Origin of the sequence: Herbiconiux aconitum, assembly GCF_024979235.1 — a bacterium.
Taxonomy (GTDB): Bacteria; Actinomycetota; Actinomycetes; order Actinomycetales; family Microbacteriaceae; genus Herbiconiux; species Herbiconiux aconitum.
The window spans coordinates 177,056-198,715 of record NZ_JANLCM010000001.1; the positions used below are offsets into that span (position 1 = coordinate 177,056).

The window sequence follows — 21,660 nt, forward strand, 5'->3', positions numbered from 1 at the left end:
CCCCCGTCGCCATGGTGCGCGCGCCGCCGCCCACGTGCCATCACCACCCGCCGCCACCACCACCACCGGAGAGGAATACCCACCCTTGGCCACCAGCGACGTGCCCGCCGCGCGCAGCACGCTGCGCATCCTGCAGCACCTGGGCCGGCAGCGCGGCCCGGTTCCTGCGAGCGCCATCGCCGCCGCCCTCGAACTCCCCCGCTCCACCGTCTACCGCCTTCTCGGGGTGCTGCAGCAGGAGGGTTTTGTGCTGCACTTCCCGGAGTCGCGGCGCTACGGCATCGGTGTCGCCGCCTTCGAACTCAGCTCGGGCTTCTTGCGGCAGGAGCCCCTCACCCGGCTCGCCCGCCCTATTCTCGCCGCCCTCGTCGACGAGCTGGGCCAGAGCGGGCACCTCACCGTGCTGCAGGGGCGCGACGTGCTCTACCTGGTGGAGGAGCGCGCGCCCGGTCGCCCCGCACTGGTGACGGATGTCGGCGTGCGGCTGCCGAGCCACCTCACCGCGAGCGGGCGGGCGCTGCTCGCGACGCTGCCGCCCAATCAGTTGCGGGCGCTCTTCCCCGATCGCGCGGCCTTCGCCGCCCGCAGCACCGGCGACGCCGAGCACGACCTCGGCGCCGTGAAGTCGTACGGCGAGCTGAAACGCCTGCTCGAATCGGTGCGCCGGCAGGGTTACGCCGCCGAAGACGGCGACGTCACGGCCGAGCTCGCCTCAGTCGCGGTCGCGGTGCGCGACCACTCGGGCTGGCCCGCCGCGGGCATCGCGGTCACCTTCGCGCGGGCCGAGGTCGCTCCGGAGGCCTGGCCGGCCCTCGCCGACGACGTGCGCCGCTACGCCGCGGAGCTCTCCCGCCGCATCCGCGGCACGCTCTGAGTCGGTTCGTTTCGCCCGTCGCCGCCGTTTCCGGCGCTCGGCGCCGCTTCTGCCCTCCGCGCCGGTTGCGCCTGCCTCGCCACAGCCGCGCCCCGTTTCCGCCCTCCACGCCCCGTTACGCCCTCCGCGTCCCGTTACGCCTGCCGCGGCACAGCCGCGCCCCGTTTCCGCCCTTCGCGCCCCGTTGCGCCTGCCGCGCCACAACCGCGCCCCACCTCCGCCCTCCGCGCCCCGGTTCTGCGCCTTCGCGCCGCGCCACCCCCGCGCCCCGTATCCGCCCCGCGCCCCGTTCGGCGCTCCGTTCGCCGTATCCGCCCCGTTTCGGCGCTCCGTTCGCCGCTTCGGGAGGAGGATGAGCAGACGACAGCCCGTACAGAGCCTCGTGCCACGCTGCTCCTCCCGAAACGGCACGAAGCGCAAAATCGCGACAGCACTGAATCGAGCCCGCGCAAAATCGCGACAGCTCCGAATCGCGTCAGCGCCACCCGCGCCGAGGCCCGTGACGACCCCTCAGCCACCCGCCCCGAGGCTCGTGACGACGCCTCAGCCGACCGCGACCTCGAGCTTCGCCGTGATCTCGTCGAGGTCGAAGTAGTTCTCGATCACCACGATGTCGGCGTTGGTGCGCCCGATCGCCCCCACCAGCTCGGGTGAGGTCAGGATGACCTGGGCGTCGGCGGCCGCCGAACCCACGCTCGCGACATCCGTGGCACTGACCTCGGCGTCGATGTCGAGCCGCTCGAGTGCGCGCACGGCATTGACGCGCAGGATCTCGGAGGTGCCGATGCCCGCGCCACAGATGGCGACGATCTTCATGGCTTCAGGATAGGTCAGCGCCGGCGGCCGCGCCGAGCAGACGTCGGATCTCGTCGCACGAGCCGGCTGCGGCGAGCGCGGGCACGATCGTCTCGTCGTTGAACACGTTCGCCAGAGCGGCGACGGATGCGACGTGCTGGTCGGCCTCGGTGGCGGCCAACCCGATCACCACCGACACCGGGTCGTTGTGCGCGTGACCGAAATTCACCGGCTCGGCGAGCGTGACGAGCGCGAGGCCAGGCGCATGGACATCCGCACCCGGGCGGGCGTGCGCCATCGCGAGGCCCGGGGCGATGACGATGTAGGGCCCGTACTCCTCGACCAGAGTGATCATCCGGTCGCCGTAGGACGCGTCGGCGTACCCCGCCGCTTCGAGGGCGTCAGCCGCGACACGCACGGCCGATCGCCAGTCCGTCGCCGTCGCCTTCAGTGCGATGGCCGGATCGGGTAGGTGGTCGAGCGAGGGCAGCGGGAACGACATCTCTGAGGATTATGTCAGTCGGCCAGACGGTCAAACGGGGAGTTCGCTGGAACCGCCCTGCGCATCCGCTCCGCGGCCTCCGCGGCGAAGGCGAGGAACTCGGGCGGGCCGTGCAGCGTGTATTCGACACCCACCGGAATCCACGCCAGTGAGGACAGCATCGTCTCGAGGCTGTCGCCGGAGATCGGCCAGCGGGTCCACTCCTCGTCGATGGCCTCGGCGTCGGTCGACCACGGGCCGAACTGCTCGCGCATCACGCGGAGCGGCATCCTCAGATGCGCGTCGGCGGAGACGCGGCGGCGGAGCGCCGTCAACGCGCTCGCCACGAAAGCGGCGGCGTCTTCGGCCGGAAGGTCGCGCTGGTCGAAGTGCACGCGCGTGCCGAAGAAGCTGCTCATCCGGTCGACGCGGAAGGTGCGCCAGTCGTCGCGCTGCAGATCCCAGCACACGAAGAACCAGCGGCGCGCGGCGGCCACCAGGGTGTGCGGCTCGACCACGCGATCGCTGTCGACCCCGCCCGCGGCCACGTAGTGGAACCGGATGCGCTCGCGATCACGGCAGGCGAGCGCGAGCTGGCCGAGCAGCTCTTGCGAGACCGGTGCGTCGGAGAAACGCGGAGACTGCGGCTGCACGAATCCGGCGACCGCATTGACGCGCTGACGGAGCGCGGCCGACAGAACCTGCTCGAACTTGGCGAGGGCACTGAGCGTCGTCTGCTCGCCGTCGGCCAGCCCCTGGGTCGCGGCGACGCGCAATCCGATGGCCATGGTCACGGCCTCATCGTCGGTGAGCAGCAAGGGCGGCAGTTGCGAGCCGGCCTCGAGCCGGTAGCCTCCGGCGGCGCCCCGGGTGGCTTCGACGCGGTAGCCGAGCTCGCGCAAGCGCTCGATGTCGCGCCGGAGGGTGCGCTCGGTGACGCCGAGGCGCTCGGCGAGATCGCCGCCGCCCCACTGCCGGTGGGTCTGCAGCAGGTTCAGCAGAGTGAGGATGCGCGAGGTCGTTTCGGCCATGTTCTACATTCTCTCGCAATCAGGACAGAAACTGACCTGAATGGTTTCTAGGGTGATCGCATGACCTCATCACCTCACTCCTCTGGCTCCGCTCGCTCCCGCGACGCGATCATCACCGCCCGCGGCTTGACCAAGCAGTTCACCGTCAAACGCGCTCAAGTCGACGCCGTCACCGACCTCGACCTCGACGTCACCCGGGGCGAACTCGTCGCCTTCCTCGGCCCGAACGGCGCCGGCAAGTCGACGAGTCTCCGGATGCTCACCACCCTCCTGCCTCCCACCAGCGGCACGGCCGTGGTGGCCGGTCACGACATCGCCCGCGATCCGGCCGCCGTGCGCCGCACGATCGGCTACATCGGCCAGGGCACCAGCGCCGGCAACAACCAGCGAGTGCGCGACGAGATGCTGAGCCAAGGGGCCTTCTACGGGATGTCGCGCAGCGACGCCGCCCGCCGCACCGACGAGCTCCTCGAGTCGCTCGACCTGGCGCCTCTCGCCAAGCGCACCGTGATGGGGCTCTCCGGCGGGCAGAAGCGGCGGCTCGACATCGCGCTCGGACTCGTGCACTCCCCTTCGCTGCTCTTTCTGGACGAGCCGTCCACCGGACTCGACCCGCAGAGCCGCGCCAACCTCTGGCGGCACATCCTGGAGCTCCGCGAACAGCACGGCACAACGATCTTCGTCACCACCCACTACCTCGACGAAGCCGACCAGTTCGCCGAACGCGTGCTCGTGATGGACCACGGCCGCGTCATCGCCGACGACACCGCCGCCTCGCTCAAGACGACACTCGCGGGCGACGTGATCACGCTCGGCTTCGAGGGCGGCGCTCCGGATGCGCGCGGCACCACGGATGCGCTGACTCGCGCCCGGCAGGTCGCCGCCCGGCTGCTCGACGGGCACGCTGGCGAGGTCGTCCCCGCTCGCGGCAGCGCGGGCTCCGCCACGACGGCATCAGGCAGCACCGCTGCCGGGCCCGGCGCACCACTGCGCCTCGAGCTCGTCGTCGACCACGGCGACCGGGTGCTCCCGGTGCTCCTGCGCGAGCTCGACGCATCCGGAATCGCGGTCACCTCCGCAGCCCTCCGCCAGCCCACCCTCGACGACGTGTTCCTCGCCCTCACCGGCCGCAGCCTCCGCGACGAGGGCGAGACCACCGCCTCCGCCGCCTCGAAGGCCGACCCCGCCGGGGGCACCGAGGCCACCGCAACCACCACTGCCCCTGCCCAGGTCTCCGCATGACCCCCCACCAGCGCACGCATCCGCCTCATCGAGTGGGCACGAATCGTCTCCCAGCCACCGCTCGAACGACAAATCGTGCCCACTCGATGCCCACCCACGAACGAAAGGCCTGCTCATGACCTCGATAGCCACCACCACCCGGGCCACCTCACCGGTGCGCGACACCGCGAACGTGCTCGTGCGCGAGCTGCGGCCGGTGGTGCGCGATCCGTTCTCGCTGATCTTCAGCCTGCTGCAGCCACTCGTCTTCCTCGGCCTCTTCGGGCCGCTGCTGGTCGCGAGCTCCGGGCAGCCTGCGAGCGAGACACTGCAGTGGTTCGTGCCGGGCATCCTCGTGATGATCGCCTTGTTCGGCACCGGAACGACCGGCGCGAACCTGCTGTTCGAGATGCAGACCGGCTCGCACGAGCGCACTCTCGTGGCCCCGATCGCGCGCTCGTCGCTGCTGATCGGCCGCGCCCTGAAGGAGATGGTGCCGATCATCGTGCAGGCCGGCGTGATCGCGCTCGTCACGATCCCGTTCGGGTTCAGTGTGAACCCGGCGGGCATGGTGATCGGTCTCGTGCTGCTCGCCGTGTTCGGCCTCGGCTTCGGCTCGCTCAGCTACGCGCTGGCCCTCGCGAGCCGCAACCGCGACTGGATGTTCTGGGGCGTGCAGCAGGCCACGATCTTTCCGCTGATGATCCTCTCGGGCATGCTGCTGCCGCTCGAGGGTGGGCCGGCCTGGATGCAGGTGGCGGCCGCCTTCAATCCGCTCAGCTACGTCGTGACCGCCGAGCGCGCGTTGTTCGCCGGCGACCTCTCCTCGCCCGCGGTGCTCTGGGGCTTCGTGGCGGCGATCGTGCTGGCCGCGGTCGGCCTGGCCGTGGGCATCCGCTCGATGAAGAAATCGCGCTGACCCTGGCCTCCGCCACCGACTCCGCAGTATCCTCACCACCACGAAAGGACCACATCATGGACTGGAAGATCGAACTCGTCGCCGTTCCCGTGAGCGACGTCGACCGCGCGAAGGCCTTTTACGTCGACCAGGTCGGCTTCATCGCCGACCATGACCACACGGTCACCGACGAGCTGCGTTTCGTGCAGCTCACCCCGCCCGGCTCCGCCTGCTCGATCGTGCTCGGCAAAGGCATCACCGAGATGGCGCCCGGTTCGCAGAAGGGCGTGCAGATCGTCGTCGCCGATGCCGACGCCGCGCGCGAGCACCTGCTGGCGAACAACGTGCCCGCCAGTGAGGTCGACGAGCAGGACTGGGGCCGCTTCGTCTACTTCAGCGACCCCGACGGCAACACCTGGGCCCTGCAACAGCTCCCCGACTACGCTGAGCTCGCGAAAAAGCAGGCGGGCAGCTACTCCGCGACCTGATCGCCCGCGACTCGTCCCGAATCGGGCCAACCCGTGGGTTTTGGCCCGATTAGGGACGAGTGGGCGAGCGGAAGCGCGATCAGGCCTCGTCGAAGCCCTCCGAGATGGCGTCGGCGAGGTCTTCGCGGTCTTCGAGGGGCAGGAAGGTCGCGGCGGCCGCGTTCAGCTGGAAGACCTCGATGTCGGCGAGGTCGTAACCGAACGCATCCGTCAGCAGGGCGAGCTCGCGGCTGATGGTGGTGTTGCTCATGAGGCGGTTGTCGGTGTTCACCGTCACCTGGAAACCGAGCTGGTAGAGCAGGTCGAAGGGATGGTCGGCGAGCTCCTCGCCCCAGGCCGCGATGGCGCCGGTCTGCAGGTTCGACGACGGCGAGAGCTCGAGGGCGATCTCGCGGTCTTTCACCCACTGCGACAGGAGGCCCAGGGTGACGTAGGTGTTCTCGTCGTCCTGGCGCTCCACCTCGATGTCTTCGGCGATGCGCACGCCGTGCCCGAGCCGCAGCGCGCGGCCGTGGAACAGGGCGCCGCGGATGCTGTCGAGACCGTCGGCCTCGCCGGCGTGCACAGTGACCGGGAAGAAGTTCTGCGCGAGGTAGTCGAACGCCTCGAGCTGGCGGGCCGGCGGGAAGCCGAGTTCGGCGCCCGCGATGTCGAAGCCCACGACGCCGCGGTCGCGGTGCCGCACGGCGAGTTCGGCGATCTCGAGACCCCGATCCGCGTGCCGCATGGCCGTGACCAGCTGGCCCACGCGGATGCTGTGACCGTCGTTCCGGGCGTCGTCCGTTCCGAGTTCGATGCCCTCCTGCACGGCCTCCACCACCTCGTCGAGGGTGAGGCCTTTGGTGAGGTGCTGCTCGGGCGCCCAGCGCACCTCGCCGTAGATCACGCCGTCGGCGGTGAGGTCGTTCACGAATTCGCGGGCCACCCGCGTGAGGCCTTCGCGGGTCTGCATGACCGCGATGGTGACGTCGAACGTGGCGAGGTAGGTGGGAAGCGACCCGGAGTCGGCGCTGTCTTCGAACCATTCGCCGAGTTCGAACTCGTCGGTGGCGGGGAGCTCGAGCGAGAGCGCGTCGGCCAGCTCGATGATGGTGGCCGGCCGCAGCCCGCCATCGAGGTGGTCGTGGAGGGACACTTTGGGAAGCGAATTGAAGCTGATTCCGGTTCCGGGGACGAGGTATTCCTCAGGCGCTGCAGTCATGGCACCAGCCTAGGGTCTGCGACCCGGCTCCGGGGCGGGGACGCGGGCGGAGAGACGCGGGCGCGGAGTCGCGGGCCCGCACGGGACGCAGGGGCACCAGACGGTGGGCCCCCACAGCGGGCCCAGGCGGATACGATGTCCTGGCCGCCGGGGGATCCGCGGCGGAAGGGATGACGGATGCGCAGGAATCGCCGGCCGATCGTCGTGACGGGCGTCGTGCTCGCCGCGCTGGGCCTCGTCGCGGGCGGCTATTGGGGTGTGAGCGTGCTCGCCGACCAGCGCCTCGAACTCTGGACGGCCGTGTTCGCGACGGCGACCGAAGAGGAGACGGCCGCGCAGACCGCCTACGACGCCCGGATGCGCAACGGCGTCGACGTGACCGCACGCGTGGGTTCGGTCGTCGCCACGGCCGAGTTCGGTGCCGACGCGGCCCCGGAGGCGACGGCGCTGCGGCAGTCCTTCGAAGCCCTCGACGCACTGGACGACGCGCCTCCCGTGGAGCCGGACGGAGAAGCATCCGTCGACTCGGCCGAAGCCGGCTTCCGCCCGCCTTGGGAACTCTTCGCCGATGCGGACACTCTCAGCGCTCTCGCCCGGGATGCCGCGGGCGACCGGGATGCGCTGATCGCCGCAGCCCAGGCGGCCGACGACGCGCAAGACGCCGTCGACGACGCCGAGGCCAGCTACTTCGGCGCAGTGGCCACCCGCGGCACGAACGACATCGCCGCGAACACCCTGGCCACCAAGGAGTCACAGGTCGCACTGACCCGCCTTATCGAACAGGCCACCGACCAGAGTCAGAGCCCGTCGCGCGACGGCGCGTTCCTCTCGTCGTTCGTCGCGGCCGAGAATGCGCTGGCCGCCTCGCAGGCGAGCGAGGCCGCAGAACTCGCCGACCCGGCGCTGGCCGTGCGCCGCGAGATCGAGGACTACGCGCGCTCGCTGAGCAGCGGCACCACCCTCGACTTCGTGTGGGCACCCGAGGTCAACGGCAAGGGCGAGGGCTGGTACTCCGGCACCGCCCAGACCTGGACGAGCGACGGCGGCTGGGCGATCATCACCTTGAACTACGGCGTGGAGGAGTACTGGGGCGACGACGAGAACGCGCGCGCCCTGGTGGCGCACGAGGTGGGGCACACCCAGGCCTACCGCGACGTCTGCTGGCCGCTGTTCAGCGGTCCGACCTTCCACGAAGACCAGGAGATGTGGGCCACGGCCTGGTCGATCAGTCTCGGATTCGACACGGCGGGCTCGGGCATCGAAGCCTACGGCCGGCCGAGCGACGAGCAGATCGCCGTTGCGGGGCAGTGCCGCTGAGCACGGAAGCCAGCCGCGCTGAACCTGCGACCCTCAGAGCCCGAGGTTGGCGCTGATCTCGGCGGCGGTCGCCGCGGCGGCGTCGCGCACGCGGTCGCTCGGCAGTTCGCTCAAGCTCGTCGCCACGTAGGGCACGGTGAGCGCCGCGAGCGCCCGCCCGTCGCGGCCCAGGATGGGAAACACGACATCCGTGATCGAGGGTTGCAGCGGGTCGGCCCGCACGAGGAATCCGTCACGGCGGATGCTCGCAGCCGCGTCTCCCTCGGAGCCCGGCACCGCGGCATCCGATGGCATGTAGGCGGCGATCACGGCGCCCGTGGCCGTGCTCTCGAGCGGGAAGAGGGCACCGACACGCACCCGGAACCCGAAATCGCCCGGGCTCTCCACCTGGGCGACCACGCGAACGCGTCCGGCATCGATCACGCTGAGGTTGCACGACTGCCGCGTGCCCTCGGCGAGCCGGCGCATGGGCGCGAGCGCCGCGGCGTCGAGCGAGCGCAGCGGGTCCTGGCGGTGCGCGAGGTCGAACAGGCGCAGGGTCAGCGTGTAGAGCCCCGACTGGCGGTCGCGATGCAGGTAGCCGCGGCGCTCGAGGGTCGTGAGCACCCGAAAGATCTGACTGGCCGAACGATCCGTCGCGCGCGCGATCTCGAGCTGCCCGAGACCGCCGCGCTGCTCGGCGAGCAGTTCGAGGATGTCGAGAGCCTTCTCCAGGGCGGGCACGGCGTAGTCGGGGGCCGACTTGGTGGCGGCATCCTGAGGGGCGTCGACGACCTCGGAGCCGGAGTGGGCATCGGGGCCGGCGGCAGACATCCGCGTCACTCCGCCGCGTGCATCGTCGCGAGCATCCGTCGTGCGATGGTGCGGTCGATGTCGTCGGGAACCGGCTGGGCGCCTGGTGCAAGTGATGCCGCCGCGGTGGCGACGCGTTCGAGCGAGAGGGTCTGCAGGAGAAACCCGAGGTCCATCGACTCGAGCGAGTTGCCTTTCGGCTCGCGGCCGGCGAGGTTGAACATGCGGCCGCCGGCGAGCAGGATGACGTGCCGCCCGTCGGCGAAGTCCAGTCGCTCGATCGCGTCGTCGATCTCGCGGGAGGCCACGGCGGCGGCCCGGAGCCCTGCGACGTCGATCTCCCACGGGAAGTGGCCGCAGTTCGCGAGAACGGCACCGTCGTGCATCCGCTCGATCGCGTCCATCGTCAGCACGTCGGCGTGGCCGGTGGCGGTGATGAACACGTCGCCCCAGGGCGCGACGTCGACGGCGGTCGACACCCGGAACCCGTCGAGTGCCGCCTCGAAGGCTTTCAGCTCGTCGACTTCGACCACGGCGACCTTGCCGCCGAGCGCACGAAGGTAGTGCGCGACGCCGCGGCCGCACCAGCCGTACCCCACCACCACGAACCGACGGCCCGGAACCATCAGGTTCGTGATGCGCATGAAGCTCTCCACCACGGACTGCCCCACGGCGTGCTTGTTCTCGCCGATGGCCTTGAGCAGGCTGTCGTTGATGACGATGACGGGGAACGGGATGACCCCGGCCAGCTCGCTGCGCAACCGGTCGCCGCCCGAGGTCGTCTCCTCCGTGCCGCCCAGGATGCTCGCGGTCGCGCCCCGCGCCACGATGCCCGCCGCGAGGTCTCCCCCGTTGTCGAGCAGCATGTCGGGAGCGGCGTCGAGCACACCCGCGAGGTTGAGGTGGTGCTGCTCGAGGGTGTCGTCGCGCGAGCCGAACACCGTCATGCCCTGCCCGAGCAGGAACGCGACCACGTCGTCTTGGGTCGAGCCGTGGTTGCCGGTGCTGACAATCTCGGCGCCGCCGGCCTGGAGGGTCTCGAGCAGCACCGCCGTCTTGGGCTCGATGTGCAGCGACATGCCGATGCGGCGGCCGGCGAAGGGTTGCCGCTCGGCGAACTCCTCGCGCATGGCGGCGAGCAGCGGCATCCGGGAGCGGATCCACTCCACGCGGGCGGCGCCCTTCTCTGCGAGATCGGTCGACGACGGCTGCGTGCTCTGCTGCTCTGCGGTGCTCATACCGCGAGTATTGCACAGATGAATGTTGTTTTCATATATGCAAGCACCTTCCGGGCGCGAGCTCAGGCCGCGACGTCGACCTCCACCGCGTCTTCCAGCTCCGCGAGCGTCAGCCGCGCACCGAATGCCGGGCCGCCGGGCTGCAGGATGCGTCCGCCCGCGAGGCCGTCGATGACGAGCGGGTCGTACCCCATCGCGTCCACCATCCGCGAGACCAGCGCCACTGCCTGCGGGTCGTCGCCGGCGACGCCCTGAGCGCGCCGCTCCGGGTCGCCCGCCGGTCGGCGGTCTTCTTCGAGGTCGTGGTAGCCCGTGTGATTGAGGGTCTTCACCACGGAAGCGCCGGCGAGGTGGCGCTGCACGATCTCGCTGGTTCCGAGAGCGCTGTCGGTGAAGGCTGCCAACGTTCCGTCGGTGGGCGCCCAGTAGTTCATCGCGTCGATCACGATCTTGCCCCGCAGCGCCTCGGCGTCGATCGCGAGAAAACGGTGCAGCGGGATGGCGAGCACGACCACGTCGGCCCGCCCGATGCCCTCGGCTGCCCAGACGGGCTCGACTCCCGGCATCACCACCTGCGCGATGAGGGAGATGCGCTCCGGCGAACCCGACGCCGAGACGGTGACGTCGTAGCCCGCATCCCGGGCCGCCCGCGCTATGGCGGGACCGATGTGGCCCGTGCCGAGCACGGCGACGCGCAGTGGGGTGGGAGTAGGGGTGGGGGTGGGGGTGGGAACGATCGATTCGGTCATGAGCGGGTGTTCTCCAAGTGGTCGCGCAGGGCGGCGGTGATGCCGGCCAGATCGTGCAGTTGAGCGGGGGTGAGGGCGTCGACGAACGTCGTCTTGATCGCCTTGAGGTGGGGGACGGATGCGCGCCGGAACGCTTCGGCGCCGGCCTCGGTGAGCACGATCTCGGCTCCCCGATTGTCGGTCAGACACTCGTCACGACGCAGCAGATCGCGCTTCTCCATGCGGGCGAGGTGGTGCGAGAGGCGGCTCCGCTCCCAGGCGATGGTGGCCGCGAGCTCCGAGGAACGCAGGTGGTGCTCGTCGGCCTCGGAGAGCGCCAGCAGCACGGCGTAGTCGCCCGGCGAGAGATCGGCTTCTTTCTGCAATTGCGCGCCGAACACGGTGGAGAGATCGGAGGCGACCTCGATGAAAGACCGCCAGGTCGCGAGTTCGTCTGCGCTGAGCCGGTAGGAATTCATCACTGCCTCCTGTTGTTGACATGTCAACTATACCACTTATGATTGATGTGTCAACCATATGGCCACCGAGGGAGAACAGATGATCACGCGCCTGGACGACCACCCCATCACCTTCGGCGTCGACTCGTTCGGCGACATCACGACGGATGCCGACGGCGTTCCGTTCAGCGACGCCGAGAACATGCGAGCACTCGTCGAGGAGGGGGTGATCGCCGACCGCTCCGGCATCGACCACTTCGCGCTCGGCGAGCACCACATCGCCGAGATGCCGCTCAGTGCACCCGACGTGGTGCTTGCAGCGATCGCGGCCCGCACCACGCGCATCCGACTCGGTTCAGCGGTCACCGTGCTGAGTTCCGACGACCCGGTGCGGGTGTTCCAGCGCTACGCGACCCTGGATGCCGTCTCGAACGGCCGCGCGGAGGTGATCCTCGGTCGCGGGTCGAGCACCGAGTCGTTCCCGCTCTTCGGCTTCGACCTCGCCGACTACGAGCAGCTCTTCGAGGAGAAGCTCGACCTCTTCGCCGCGGTGCGTGCCGAGCAACCGGTGACCTGGTCGGGAACGATGCGGCCTGCGCTGCCGGGATTGCCGGTGTACCCGCGCACCGCATCCGGAGCTCTGCCCACCTGGGTGGGCGTCGGCGGCAGCCCGAACTCCGTCGTGCGTGCCGCGCGGCACGGCTTCTCGCTGATGCTCGCGATCATCGGAGGCAACCCGGCGCGCTTCACCAACCTCTCCGAGCTCTACCGGCGTGCGGGCGCCGAGTTCGGCGGGCCTCCGCTGCCGATCGGGGTGCACTCCCCCGGGCACGTCGCCGCGAGCGACGACGAGGCGCGCGAGGAGTTCTGGCCCTTCTACGAGAGCTTCCTGCTCGACGTGCGGCGGTCGCGCGGCTTCCCTCCGATCACGCGCGAGTACTTCGAGCGCGAAGTCGATCGTGGATCGCTGTACATCGGCTCGCCGGAGACCGTCGCGCAGAAGATCGCGAAGACCATGGCGCTGCTCGGTGCCAACCGGTTCGACCTGAAATACGGGATGGGTCCGATGCCGCACGCGGTGCTGGCCGAGAACCTCCGGCTCTACGGCACCGAGGTCGCGCCGCGCGTGCGGGAGCTGCTCGGGGTCTGAATAGACTCGTTCTTTCACCACCCCGACCCGGCGAGGAGCAACCGTGCCGCAGAAGATCATCCTGGACTGCGACCCCGGTCACGATGACGCCATCGCGCTGCTGCTGGCGCACGGCAATCCGTCGATCGAGCTGCTCGCCGTCACCACGGTGGTGGGCAACCAGACGCTCGAGAAGGTCACCCGCAACGCGCTCTCGGTGGCGCGCGTCGCGGGCATCACGGGCGTGCCGTTCGCGGCCGGATGCGCCAGGCCGCTGGTGCGGGCCATCGAGGTCGCTCCCGACATCCACGGTGAGTCAGGGCTCGACGGCCCGGAGTTGCCGCCGCCGACGCTCGCGCTCGACCCCCGGCACGCGGTCGATCTCATCATCGACACGATCATGGCCGAGGAGCCGGGCACCGTCACCCTCGTGCCCACGGGCGGCCTCACCAACATCGCCCTCGCCGCCCGTAAGGAACCTCGGATCGTGCCGCGCGTCAAGGAGGTCGTGCTGATGGGCGGCGGCTACCACGGCGGCAACTGGAGTGCCACGAGCGAGTTCAACATCATCATCGATCCCGAAGCCGCGCACATCGTGTTCTCGGAGCCGTGGCCGCTCACCATGGTCGGTCTCGACCTCACCCATCAGGCCATCGCGACGCCGACGGTTCTCGAGCGCATCCGATCGATCGGCACCGCGCCGGCGCAGTTCGTGGTGGAGCTGCTCGAGTTCTTCGGCGACAGCTACCTCGAGGCGCAGGGCTTCGCGCACCCGCCGGTGCACGACCCCTGCGCGGTGGCGCGGGTGATCGACCCTTCGGTCATCACGGTGCGGCGCGCACCTCTGGCGGTCGAGCTCGCCGGAACCCACACGCTCGGGATGACTGTGGCCGACTTCCGCGCGCCCGCCCCCGCCGACTGCACCACGCAGGTGGCCGTAGACCTCGACCACGACAAGTTCTGGGACCTGATCGTGGACGCCCTGGAACGCATCCCGGGCTGAAAGACCTCAGACGATATCGAACGCACCAGGCCCTACTCGACGACCCAGGGTGAGCGCGCGGCCGCGTCAGCGACCGCACGCGAACACGTCGCCTCGCGCCGCAGAAGCGGCGGCGCGAGCAAGAAGCGACGCGCGACCGCAGGCCGCGCATCGAGGGAAGCGGCGAAGCGGTACCCCATCAACCCCACCCGATCCCCCCGCCGTGGCCCGAATGACTGCACGCATTCGGACCACGGCGCACGGATCGGATGCGCCGCGACGGCCGTCTAGCCTTTCACGTCGTCGAGGTGGTGCACAGGGTCGTGCACCATGTACCGGGCGAGGGTGTCGACGGTGAAGGCCGATCCGTCGCCACGGAAGCCTTTGCGCTCCCACGCGTCATCCGGAACCGACTCGAAGGCCAGCGCGAGCGCTTCGGCTGCTTCGGCGAGTTCGACGGCCACGACCGCCGGATCTTGCTCGTTGTAGCGTTCTTCGATGGCGGTGACGTCTTGATCCCAGTTCGCGAACTCGGGATCGTCTTCGTCGAGCATCAGTTCGAGGCGCACCAAAAAGATGCGGAAGACGTCGCGCACGTGCGCGGCGTACTCGAGGTCGGACCAGGTCGCTTCGTCGGGCCGCACGGCGACGTCGTCGCGTTCGAGCACCGCGGGCCACGCCGAGGCGTTGACGCGCAGCAGCCCAGGAACGTCGCTCGCCTGCGTGGCGCTCGAGTCGAAGCCACACTCGGGGCATTCGCGTTCGAGCACCCAGGTCCAGTTCTTGGTGTCGGGAACAATCGCCATGCGTCCGACTCTACGTTCTCATCCCCGCCCCCTCCACCCCTTTCCCGCCACCCCACCCCCACTTCCTGCCACCCGCCGTCGGCCCTCCGTCGAATCTCCAAAACACGCCGTTACGCGGTCTGCCATTCCGTCCGATTTTGGCGACTCGACGAAGCACCTGTGGAGAACGCGGCGTAACGATGCCCGCAATGCGGCATGGTGTGCGCATGAGTCCGCGATCACCCCGCCCGCAAGCGTTCCCCGCTCGGCCGTTCAGCGTGGCGGAGGCGCGCGCCAACGGTGTCGGCGAGCGACGCCTCCGGGCGGGTGACCTGCGCACGCCGTTCCCGGGCATCCGAGTGGCCGCCGACACATCTCCCCTCGACTTCGTCGCTCGCTGCCGCGCGCTCGTCGCGCGCCTTCCTCCGGGGGCAGCGATCAGTCATGCGAGCGCGGCCGCGCTCCACCGACTGCCGGTGCCGTCGCGAGTGCGGAGCGAGCGCATCCACGCCCTCGTCCCGCCTCCGCATCGGGCGATCCGGATGCGCGGTGTGATCGGGCACGAATGCCCGCTGGGTGCAGACGAGCTCACCGATGTCGGTGGAATCCCGGTCACCTCGGTCGTGCGCACGTGGCTCGATCTGGCCGGCGAGCTGACTGCGTCGGAACTGGTCGCTACCGGCGACCACATCATCCACCATGAATTGCCGCTCGCCAGCCGAGCACAGTTAGCGCAAGCGGTCGGCACCCGAACGTCTCGTCGAGGCATCCGTGCCCTGCGCCGCGCTCTCGAGTTGCTCGACGACCGCGCCGAGTCACCGCGGGAGTCGCTGCTGCGCGTACTCCTCATCGAGGCCGGCTTTCCCCCTCCACGGACTCAGGTCGAAGTCTTCACCGCACACGGCCATTTCGTCGCACGGGTGGATCTCGCCTATCCTGAGCGCCGAATCGCGATCGAATACGAGGGCGACCATCACCGCACCGACAAAGCGCAATGGCGAAAAGACATCATCCGGATGAGGCGCCTGCACGCGCTCGGGTGGACGGTGATCCGCGTGACGCAGGCCGACCTCGTCGCCCCTGCAGCACTTTTGCGCGAGCTGCGCTCGCTCGTCGCGTGAACCGATCCACCGAGTCGCCAAGACGCGCCGCTACCTCGACAGCCATTCCGTCAGAATTTGGCGATTCGACGGAGTGGGCTACGAGATGCGCTCGGCCACGAGGGGGGCGGGCGGCGTCCAGGCCGCCGGCGCGCCGATCTCGTAGGCGCCCTCGAGCGCCTCGAGAGCGCGCGCGAACCGCTCGGGCTCGTCGGCCGACAGGGTGAACAGGGGCTGCCCGGCCACAACCGTGTCGCCCGGCTTCGCGTGCAGATCCACACCCGCGGCGTGCTGCACAGCATCGGATGCCCGCGCCCGACCCGCGCCGAGCCGCCACGCCGCGATGCCGAACGGCAGCGCCTCCTGCCGGAGCAGAACGCCGGAGGAAGGTGCGACGACGACGTGCGTCTCCCGCGGCACCGGCAGCGGCGCCGTCGGGTCGCCGCCCTGCGCCCGGATGACCCGGTTCCAGGTGTCCATCGCGCGCCCGTCGCGCAGCGCCGCCTCGACGTCGGCATCCGGTTGCCCGGCCAGCCGCAGCATCTCGGATGCCAGCGCGAGCGTCAGTTCCACGACATCCGCGGGCCCGCCCCCGGCCAGCACCTCCACCGACTCGCGCACCTCGTTGGCATTGCCGATCGCGAGCCCGAGCGGCACGTTCATGTTGGTGAGCAGGGCGGTGGTGGCGACGCCGGCGTCGTTGCCTAGATCGACCATGGTGCGCGCCAGCTCCCGCGACTTGGCGATGTCCTGCATGAACGCGCCCGAGCCGAATTTCACGTCGAGCACGAGCGAGTCGGTGCCTTCGGCGATCTTCTTCGACATGATCGAGGAGGCGATGAGCGGGATCGCCTCGACCGTCCCGGTGATGTCGCGCAGCGCGTAGAGCTTCTTGTCGGCCGGTGCGAGGCCTGACCCGGCCGCGCAGATGACGCCACCCACGTCACGCAGCTGCGAGAACATCTCCTCGTTGGTGAGGGAGGCCCGCCATCCGGGAATCGACTCCAGCTTGTCGAGCGTGCCACCGGTGTGCCCGAGTCCGCGCCCGGAGAGCTGCGGCACCGCCACGCCGAACGACGCGACGAGCGGCATCAGCGGCAACGTGATCTCGTCGCCCACCCCGCCGGTGGAGTGCTTGTCGACGGTCGGCTTGCCGAGCCCGGCGAAGCTCATCCGCTCCCCCGACGCGATCATCGCCAGCGTCAGATCGCGGATCTCGTCGCGCGACATCCCGTTCAGCAGGATCGCCATCGCGAGTGCCGCCATCTGCTCGTCGCCCACGAACCCGCGGGTGTAGGCGTCGATCAGCCAGTCGATCTCGGCGGTCGTCAGGGTGCCGTGATCCCGCTTGGTGCGGATGAGGTCGACGACGTCGAAGGCTTCGGTGGCCATGGTGGTGCTCCTAACTGCATCCGCGACTCGCCAAAAATCGCCCCGAAAGTTGCGCCGGGAGGGCGGATTCTGGCTAATCGCGAGGATTGCTACTCCGCGAGGGACTCCTCGCGGTACTCGATGAGGGTGCGGGGCCCGAACGCATCCGGGATCACTTCGTCGATCGTCTTGATGCCCGAGACCGTCTCGAGCAGCATGCCCTCGGCTGAGTGCTCGAACAGCAGCTGCCGACACCGCCCGCAGGGCATCAGGGTGTTTCCGTGCCCGTCGACGCAGGTGAACGCCACGAGCCGCCCGCCCCCGCTCATGTGGAGGGCCGACACGAGGGCGCATTCGGCGCACAACGTCAGTCCGTACGAGGCGTTCTCCACGTTGCAGCCGGCGATCACCCGCCCGTCGTCGACGATGGCGGCCGCGCCCACGGGGAACTTGGAGTAGGGCACGTAGGCCCTCTCCATGGCCTCGAGAGCGGTCGCGCGCAACGACTCCCAGTCGACCGGCGTCGAAGAAACAGCAGCACTCATCGAACCCACCTCACGAACTCACATAGGGTCTACCAGCCGCGGCAGGGCCGCGCACCCGCCCGACCAGTCCGGCGACCGCGAAGATGGTGATCAAGTAGGGCAGCATCAGCAGGAACTCGGATGGCACGGGAGACCCGATCACACCGAGCACGTATTGCAGGTTGGTTGCGAACCCGAAGAGCAGTGCCGCGAGGGTGGCCCGGATGGGGTCCCAGCGCCCGAAGATCACCGCGGCGAGAGCGATGTAACCTGCGCCTGCCGTCATCTCCTTGTTGAACGATCCGACCGAGCCGAGGGTGAAGTACGCCCCGCCGAGGCCGGTGATGGCGCCCGCGAGCAGCACGTTCCAGAACCGGGTCGGGTTGACCTTGATGCCCACGGTGTCGGCGGCTTGCGGATGCTCGCCCACAGCCCGCACGCGCAGGCCCCAGCGCGTCTTGAAAAGCCCGAAGAACACCACGGCCACCGCGATGTACATGAGGTACACGATGATGGTCTGCCGGAACAGCGTCGGCCCGATGATCGGGATCTCCGACAGCAGCGGGATCGGGAAGGTGTCGAAGCGCGGCGGCGAGTTCAGCAGGTCGGGGTTGGCGGTCAGCACCTGCGAGTAGAGGAACGACGTGAGCCCGACGACCAGAACGTTCAGCACGACACCCACGATGACCTGGTCGACGAGGTACTTGATCGAGAACGCGGCCAGCACGAACGACACCAGCGCACCGGCGATGACCGCCCCGATCAGGCCGGCGAACACGTTGTTGGTGACGGAGGCGATCACGGCCGACGCGAAGGCGCCGCCGAGCAGCTGACCCTCGATCGCGACGTTCACGACACCGACGCGTTCGGAGATGACGCCACCGAGCGCACCGAAGATGAGGGGAACACTGAGCGAGACGGCGCCGACCAGGAGGCCGGGCACCGGGATGGTCTGCCCCGCCGATGCCCAGGTCAGGAACGCGACCAGGAACAGCACCGCGAACACGGCCATCAACCAGATCCGTACCTTGCGGCCGGTGGCGACCAGCCAGACGCTGAGGCCCGCGATCAGCACGAGCACGATCGAGATGACGATGCCGGTGGTGCGGGTGGGCAGCACGACGGCGGGCAACTGGATGACGTCGACGTCGGTGGAGAGCTTGAAGGTCGAGACGCCGTCGCGCCCGAACACGACGAACAGGATGATCGCGCCGAGGGCGAAGATGCCGAACGCGATCGGCGCCTTCCAACTCTTCACGAGCACCTTGACCAGGTCGGGCGAGGAGTCGGGGCGGTTGTGCTCGGGGGGCGGGATCGCCCCCGTCGACGCGGCCAGAGTGTTGGTGGTCACGTGCTCAGGAAGTCGGTCGCTCATTTCGCCGCCACCGCCTCACGGGTCGCAGTCGGCACCGCTTTCGGCGGTTTCGGCTTCTTCGGTTTCGATGGATCGGGCAGGCGGAACACCGTGCGGATGAGCGGAGGCGCTGCGATGAACAGCACGATCAGCGACTGCACGACGACCACGATGTCGATCGGGATGCCCTGCGACGCCTGCATCGCGAATCCGCCGGCTTTGAAGGCTCCGAACAGGATTCCCGCGATGAAGATGCCCCACGGCTTCGAACGCCCGAGCAGGGCGACGGTGATGGCGTCGAATCCGATGCCCGCATCGATACCCGACGAGAAGCCCGTCGTCACCGTACCGAGCACCTGGAACACGCCGGCCAGACCGACGAGCCCGCCGGAGATGAGCATCGCGTAGACGTACATGTTCTTCACGTCGATGCCGGCCACCCGGGCCGCGTTCGGGTTGATGCCGACTGCGCGGAACTTGAAGCCCAGAGCCGAGCGGTTCAGCAGCCACCACACGAACACGGTCACCGCGATCACCAGGATGAAGCCCAGATGCAGATTGAACTTCGGACCCAGGATGTCGGGCAGCACCGCGGTCGGATCGATCGGCGGCGACTTCGGGTTGTTCGATCCCGGTGCCTGCAGCACGGGCGTGCGGAGCAGGTAGGAGACGAGGTAGAACGCGACGTAGTTCAGCATGATCGTGACGATCACCTCGTGCGCACCGGTGCGAGCCTTGAGGAGACCTGCGATACCGCCCCAGATGCCACCGCCGATCACACCGGCGAGGATGGCGACGATCAGGTGGATGCCGAAGGGGAGGTGCAGGGTGAACCCCACCCAGCCGGCGCAGGCCGCTGCGATCAGCATCTGCCCGCGGCCACCGATGTTGAACATGCCGACGCGGAACGCCAGGCCGACACCGAGACCAGCCGCGATCAGCGGGGTCGCGAAGGTCAACGTCTCGGTGAGCGGTTTGATCTGGTCGAGGAAGTCGGGGCGCTTGAAGTTGTAGATCGAGCCCTGGAACAGCGCGACGTAGGCGCCGGAGACCGCCTTCCAGATCTCGGCGAAGGTATCGCCGGGCCGGGCGAAGAAGTAGCCGGCGGCCTTCTGCACGTTTTCGTCGGTGACGGCGATCAGGATGCCGCCGGCCACGATCGCGAGCACCACGGCCAGGATCGAGATCATGACGCTGCCGCCGATGATCTCGTTGAAGGTGGCGCGCCACCGCGAGGGCGGCTCGACCGCGGTGGGCGTCGCCGTGGTCGCCGCCGTACCCGTCGCCGCCGTGCCCGCCGCCGGTGAGGGAGCCTCGGGGGGCGTCACGGGCTTGTTCTCAGGCGAGTCGCTCACGCGGCCGCTCCTTCCGGATCGATACCGGCGGGGATCTCCCCCGCCATCATGAGGCCCAGGATGTCGCGGGGGGTGTCTCCGGGAACGATCCCGACGATCCCGCCGCGATACATCACCGCGATCCGATCGGCGAGCGCGACGACTTCGTCGAGCTCGGTCGAGACCACGACCACGGGGATGCCCTCGTCACGGGTGGCGACGATGCGCTTGTGCACGAACTCGATCGATCCGACGTCGATGCCGCGCGTCGGCTGCGCCGCCACGAACAGCCGCAACCCGCGGGAGAGTTCCCGCGCCAGAACGACTTTCTGCTGGTTTCCGCCGGAGAGCCGGCCGACCTCGGTGCCGATGCCCTGGGAACGCACGTCGAACTCCTTCGACTTCTCTTCGGCAAAGGTGTTGAGGTAGCCCAGCTGCAGGCCGCCGCCCTTGACGAACGGCACCCCGTTGGAGCGGTCGAGCATGAGGTTCTCGGCGATCGTGAATTCGCCCACCAAGCCGTCTTCTTTGCGGTCTTCGGGAACGAAGCCGACACCCGAGTCGAGAACCCTCCGCACCGACAGCCCGCTCAACGACTTGCCGTCGAGGGTCACCTGCCCGGTCACCCGCTCCTGCAGGCCCATCAGCGCTTCGGTGAGCTCGGTCTGGCCGTTGCCCTGCACGCCCGCGATGGCGAGGATCTCCCCCGCCTTCACGTCGAACGACACCTCGTTCACCACGACCTGGCCGCGTGCGTCGATCACCGAGAGGTTCTCGACCACGAGCGCCGCAGCCCCCGGCTTCGCCGGGTCTTTGTGCACGGTCAGTTCCACCGCACGACCCACCATCAGCGACGCCAGCTCGGCGTTGGTCGCCGTGGGCGACGCCTCGCCCACGACCTTGCCGAGACGGATGACCGTGATCCGGTCGGCCACCTCGCGCACCTCGCGCAGCTTGTGCGTGATGAACACGATCGACGTGCCTGACTCCTTCAGCTGGCGCATGATGGCCATCAGCTCGTCGGTCTCCTGCGGCGTCAGCACCGCGGTCGGCTCGTCGAACACGAGCACCTTCGCGTCGCGCGACAGGGCCTTGATGATCTCGACCCGCTGCTGCACGCCGACGGGCAGGTCGTCGACCAGCGCATCCGGATCGACGTCGAAGCCGAACTGGTCGCTGATCTCGCGCACCCGGCGGCGGGCGGCCGAGAGATCGAGGAAGCCGGCGAAGCCGGTCTGCTCGTGCCCGAGCATCACGTTCTCGGCGACGGTGAAGACGGGGATGAGCATGAAGTGTTGGTGCACCATGCCGATGCCGGCGTTCATGGCGTCGCCCGGGCCGGCGAAGTGCTGGACGACGTCGTCGAGCACGATCTCGCCCTCATCGGCCTGGTACAGGCCGTAGAGCACGTTCATCAGTGTGGATTTGCCGGCGCCGTTCTCTCCGAGGAGACAGTGGATCTCGCCCGGCTCGACGGTGAGGTCGATGTGATCGTTCGCGGTGAGGGAACCGAATCGCTTCGTGATACCCCGGAGTTCGAGCTTCATAGAGTCAATCTA

The 21,660-nt window shown here is 69.2% G+C and carries 22 protein-coding genes; 8 read left to right on the forward strand and 14 right to left on the reverse strand.

Annotated features, from left to right (window positions below):
* Positions 1–85: 85 nt before the first annotated feature.
* On the forward strand, positions 86–874 hold the full coding sequence (locus N1027_RS00765) for an IclR family transcriptional regulator (protein WP_259503996.1): 789 nt from the start codon (positions 86–88) through the stop codon (positions 872–874).
* A gap of 543 nt (positions 875–1,417) precedes the next feature.
* On the opposite strand, the gene N1027_RS00770 is transcribed toward N1027_RS00765, so the two are convergent.
* From N1027_RS00770 to N1027_RS00780, 3 genes are read right to left on the reverse strand one after another with little or no spacing between them, the layout of a single operon-like run.
* Entirely contained in the window at positions 1,418–1,690 is a 273-nt protein-coding gene (locus N1027_RS00770; protein WP_259503998.1) for a PTS sugar transporter subunit IIB, read from the reverse strand.
* A 4-nt stretch (positions 1,691–1,694) separates the two neighbouring features.
* Positions 1,695–2,171, reverse strand: coding sequence for a PTS sugar transporter subunit IIA (locus tag N1027_RS00775; protein ID WP_259504000.1), 477 nt, complete (start codon positions 2,169–2,171; stop codon positions 1,695–1,697).
* 14 nt (positions 2,172–2,185) lie between these two features.
* Positions 2,186–3,181, reverse strand: a complete 996-nt coding sequence (locus N1027_RS00780; protein ID WP_259504003.1) for a helix-turn-helix transcriptional regulator — start codon at positions 3,179–3,181, stop codon at positions 2,186–2,188.
* A gap of 60 nt (positions 3,182–3,241) precedes the next feature.
* On the opposite strand from N1027_RS00780, the gene N1027_RS00785 reads away from it, so the two are divergent.
* The 3 genes from N1027_RS00785 (at position 3,242) to N1027_RS00795 (ending at position 5,788) form a co-directional block, all read left to right on the forward strand.
* On the forward strand, positions 3,242–4,423 hold the full coding sequence (locus N1027_RS00785) for an ABC transporter ATP-binding protein (protein ID WP_259504005.1): 1,182 nt from the start codon (positions 3,242–3,244) through the stop codon (positions 4,421–4,423).
* A gap of 115 nt (positions 4,424–4,538) precedes the next feature.
* The gene (locus tag N1027_RS00790) at positions 4,539–5,321 is read left to right on the forward strand and encodes an ABC transporter permease (RefSeq protein WP_259504011.1); all 783 of its coding nucleotides are present in this window, start codon (positions 4,539–4,541) and stop codon (positions 5,319–5,321) included.
* 56 nt (positions 5,322–5,377) lie between these two features.
* A complete protein-coding gene (locus N1027_RS00795; RefSeq protein ID WP_259504013.1) occupies positions 5,378–5,788 on the forward strand; it encodes a glyoxalase superfamily protein in 411 nt (136 codons plus the stop codon).
* 79 nt (positions 5,789–5,867) lie between these two features.
* On the opposite strand, the gene N1027_RS00800 is transcribed toward N1027_RS00795, so the two are convergent.
* Entirely contained in the window at positions 5,868–6,989 is a 1,122-nt protein-coding gene (locus tag N1027_RS00800) for an adenosine deaminase (RefSeq protein ID WP_259504016.1), read from the reverse strand.
* 177 nt (positions 6,990–7,166) lie between these two features.
* On the opposite strand from N1027_RS00800, the gene N1027_RS00805 reads away from it, so the two are divergent.
* The gene (locus tag N1027_RS00805; RefSeq protein ID WP_259504019.1) at positions 7,167–8,306 is read left to right on the forward strand and encodes a hypothetical protein; all 1,140 of its coding nucleotides are present in this window, start codon (positions 7,167–7,169) and stop codon (positions 8,304–8,306) included.
* Positions 8,307–8,339: 33 nt separating this feature from the next.
* Here the strand turns inward: N1027_RS00805 and N1027_RS00810 are convergent, their stop codons facing one another.
* The 4 genes from N1027_RS00810 to N1027_RS00825 all read right to left on the reverse strand — a co-directional run bounded on the left by N1027_RS00810 (position 8,340) and on the right by N1027_RS00825 (position 11,543).
* A complete protein-coding gene (locus N1027_RS00810; RefSeq protein ID WP_259504026.1) occupies positions 8,340–9,119 on the reverse strand; it encodes an IclR family transcriptional regulator in 780 nt (259 codons plus the stop codon).
* Positions 9,120–9,124: 5 nt separating this feature from the next.
* A complete protein-coding gene (locus N1027_RS00815) occupies positions 9,125–10,336 on the reverse strand; it encodes an adenosylhomocysteinase (RefSeq protein WP_259504035.1) in 1,212 nt (403 codons plus the stop codon).
* Positions 10,337–10,398: 62 nt separating this feature from the next.
* Positions 10,399–11,085, reverse strand: a complete 687-nt coding sequence (locus N1027_RS00820) for an NADPH-dependent F420 reductase (protein WP_259504036.1) — start codon at positions 11,083–11,085, stop codon at positions 10,399–10,401.
* Positions 11,082–11,543, reverse strand: a complete 462-nt coding sequence (locus N1027_RS00825) for a MarR family winged helix-turn-helix transcriptional regulator (protein WP_259504038.1) — start codon at positions 11,541–11,543, stop codon at positions 11,082–11,084. Before N1027_RS00825 ends, N1027_RS00820 begins: the two co-directional genes overlap by 4 nt.
* Positions 11,544–11,622: 79 nt before the next feature.
* On the opposite strand from N1027_RS00825, the gene N1027_RS00830 reads away from it, so the two are divergent.
* Together N1027_RS00830 and uriH are read left to right on the forward strand one after the other, a co-directional pair.
* Entirely contained in the window at positions 11,623–12,672 is a 1,050-nt protein-coding gene (locus N1027_RS00830; RefSeq protein WP_259504039.1) for an Atu2307/SP_0267 family LLM class monooxygenase, read from the forward strand.
* Between the two features lie 43 nt (positions 12,673–12,715).
* Positions 12,716–13,654: a uridine-preferring nucleoside hydrolase UriH gene (uriH, locus tag N1027_RS00835; protein ID WP_259504041.1), complete on the forward strand. Its 939-nt coding sequence runs from the start codon at positions 12,716–12,718 to the stop codon at positions 13,652–13,654.
* 266 nt (positions 13,655–13,920) lie between these two features.
* Here uriH and N1027_RS00840 read toward each other — a convergent pair whose 3' ends face one another.
* A complete protein-coding gene (locus N1027_RS00840; RefSeq protein ID WP_259504043.1) occupies positions 13,921–14,439 on the reverse strand; it encodes a DinB family protein in 519 nt (172 codons plus the stop codon).
* A 206-nt stretch (positions 14,440–14,645) separates the two neighbouring features.
* Here N1027_RS00840 and N1027_RS00845 point away from each other — a divergent pair, with 206 nt between their 5' ends.
* Complete coding sequence (locus tag N1027_RS00845) at positions 14,646–15,539, forward strand: endonuclease domain-containing protein (protein ID WP_259504044.1); 894 nt, start codon at positions 14,646–14,648, stop codon at positions 15,537–15,539.
* Between the two features lie 78 nt (positions 15,540–15,617).
* On the opposite strand, the gene N1027_RS00850 is transcribed toward N1027_RS00845, so the two are convergent.
* From N1027_RS00850 to N1027_RS00870, 5 genes are all read right to left on the reverse strand, one after another.
* Positions 15,618–16,910 carry a thymidine phosphorylase gene (locus N1027_RS00850; RefSeq protein WP_259504047.1) on the reverse strand — a complete coding sequence of 431 codons (1,293 nt, stop codon included), beginning with the start codon at positions 16,908–16,910 and terminating at the stop codon, positions 15,618–15,620.
* Between the two features lie 89 nt (positions 16,911–16,999).
* Positions 17,000–17,434, reverse strand: coding sequence for a cytidine deaminase (locus tag N1027_RS00855; protein ID WP_259504049.1), 435 nt, complete (start codon positions 17,432–17,434; stop codon positions 17,000–17,002).
* Between the two features lie 10 nt (positions 17,435–17,444).
* Positions 17,445–18,788, reverse strand: a complete 1,344-nt coding sequence (locus N1027_RS00860) for an ABC transporter permease (RefSeq protein WP_259504052.1) — start codon at positions 18,786–18,788, stop codon at positions 17,445–17,447.
* Positions 18,785–20,122 carry an ABC transporter permease gene (locus tag N1027_RS00865; protein ID WP_259504054.1) on the reverse strand — a complete coding sequence of 446 codons (1,338 nt, stop codon included), beginning with the start codon at positions 20,120–20,122 and terminating at the stop codon, positions 18,785–18,787. Before N1027_RS00865 ends, N1027_RS00860 begins: the two co-directional genes overlap by 4 nt.
* Positions 20,119–21,648, reverse strand: coding sequence for an ABC transporter ATP-binding protein (locus tag N1027_RS00870; RefSeq protein WP_259504056.1), 1,530 nt, complete (start codon positions 21,646–21,648; stop codon positions 20,119–20,121). Before N1027_RS00870 ends, N1027_RS00865 begins: the two co-directional genes overlap by 4 nt.
* Between the last annotated feature and the right edge of the window lie 12 nt (positions 21,649–21,660).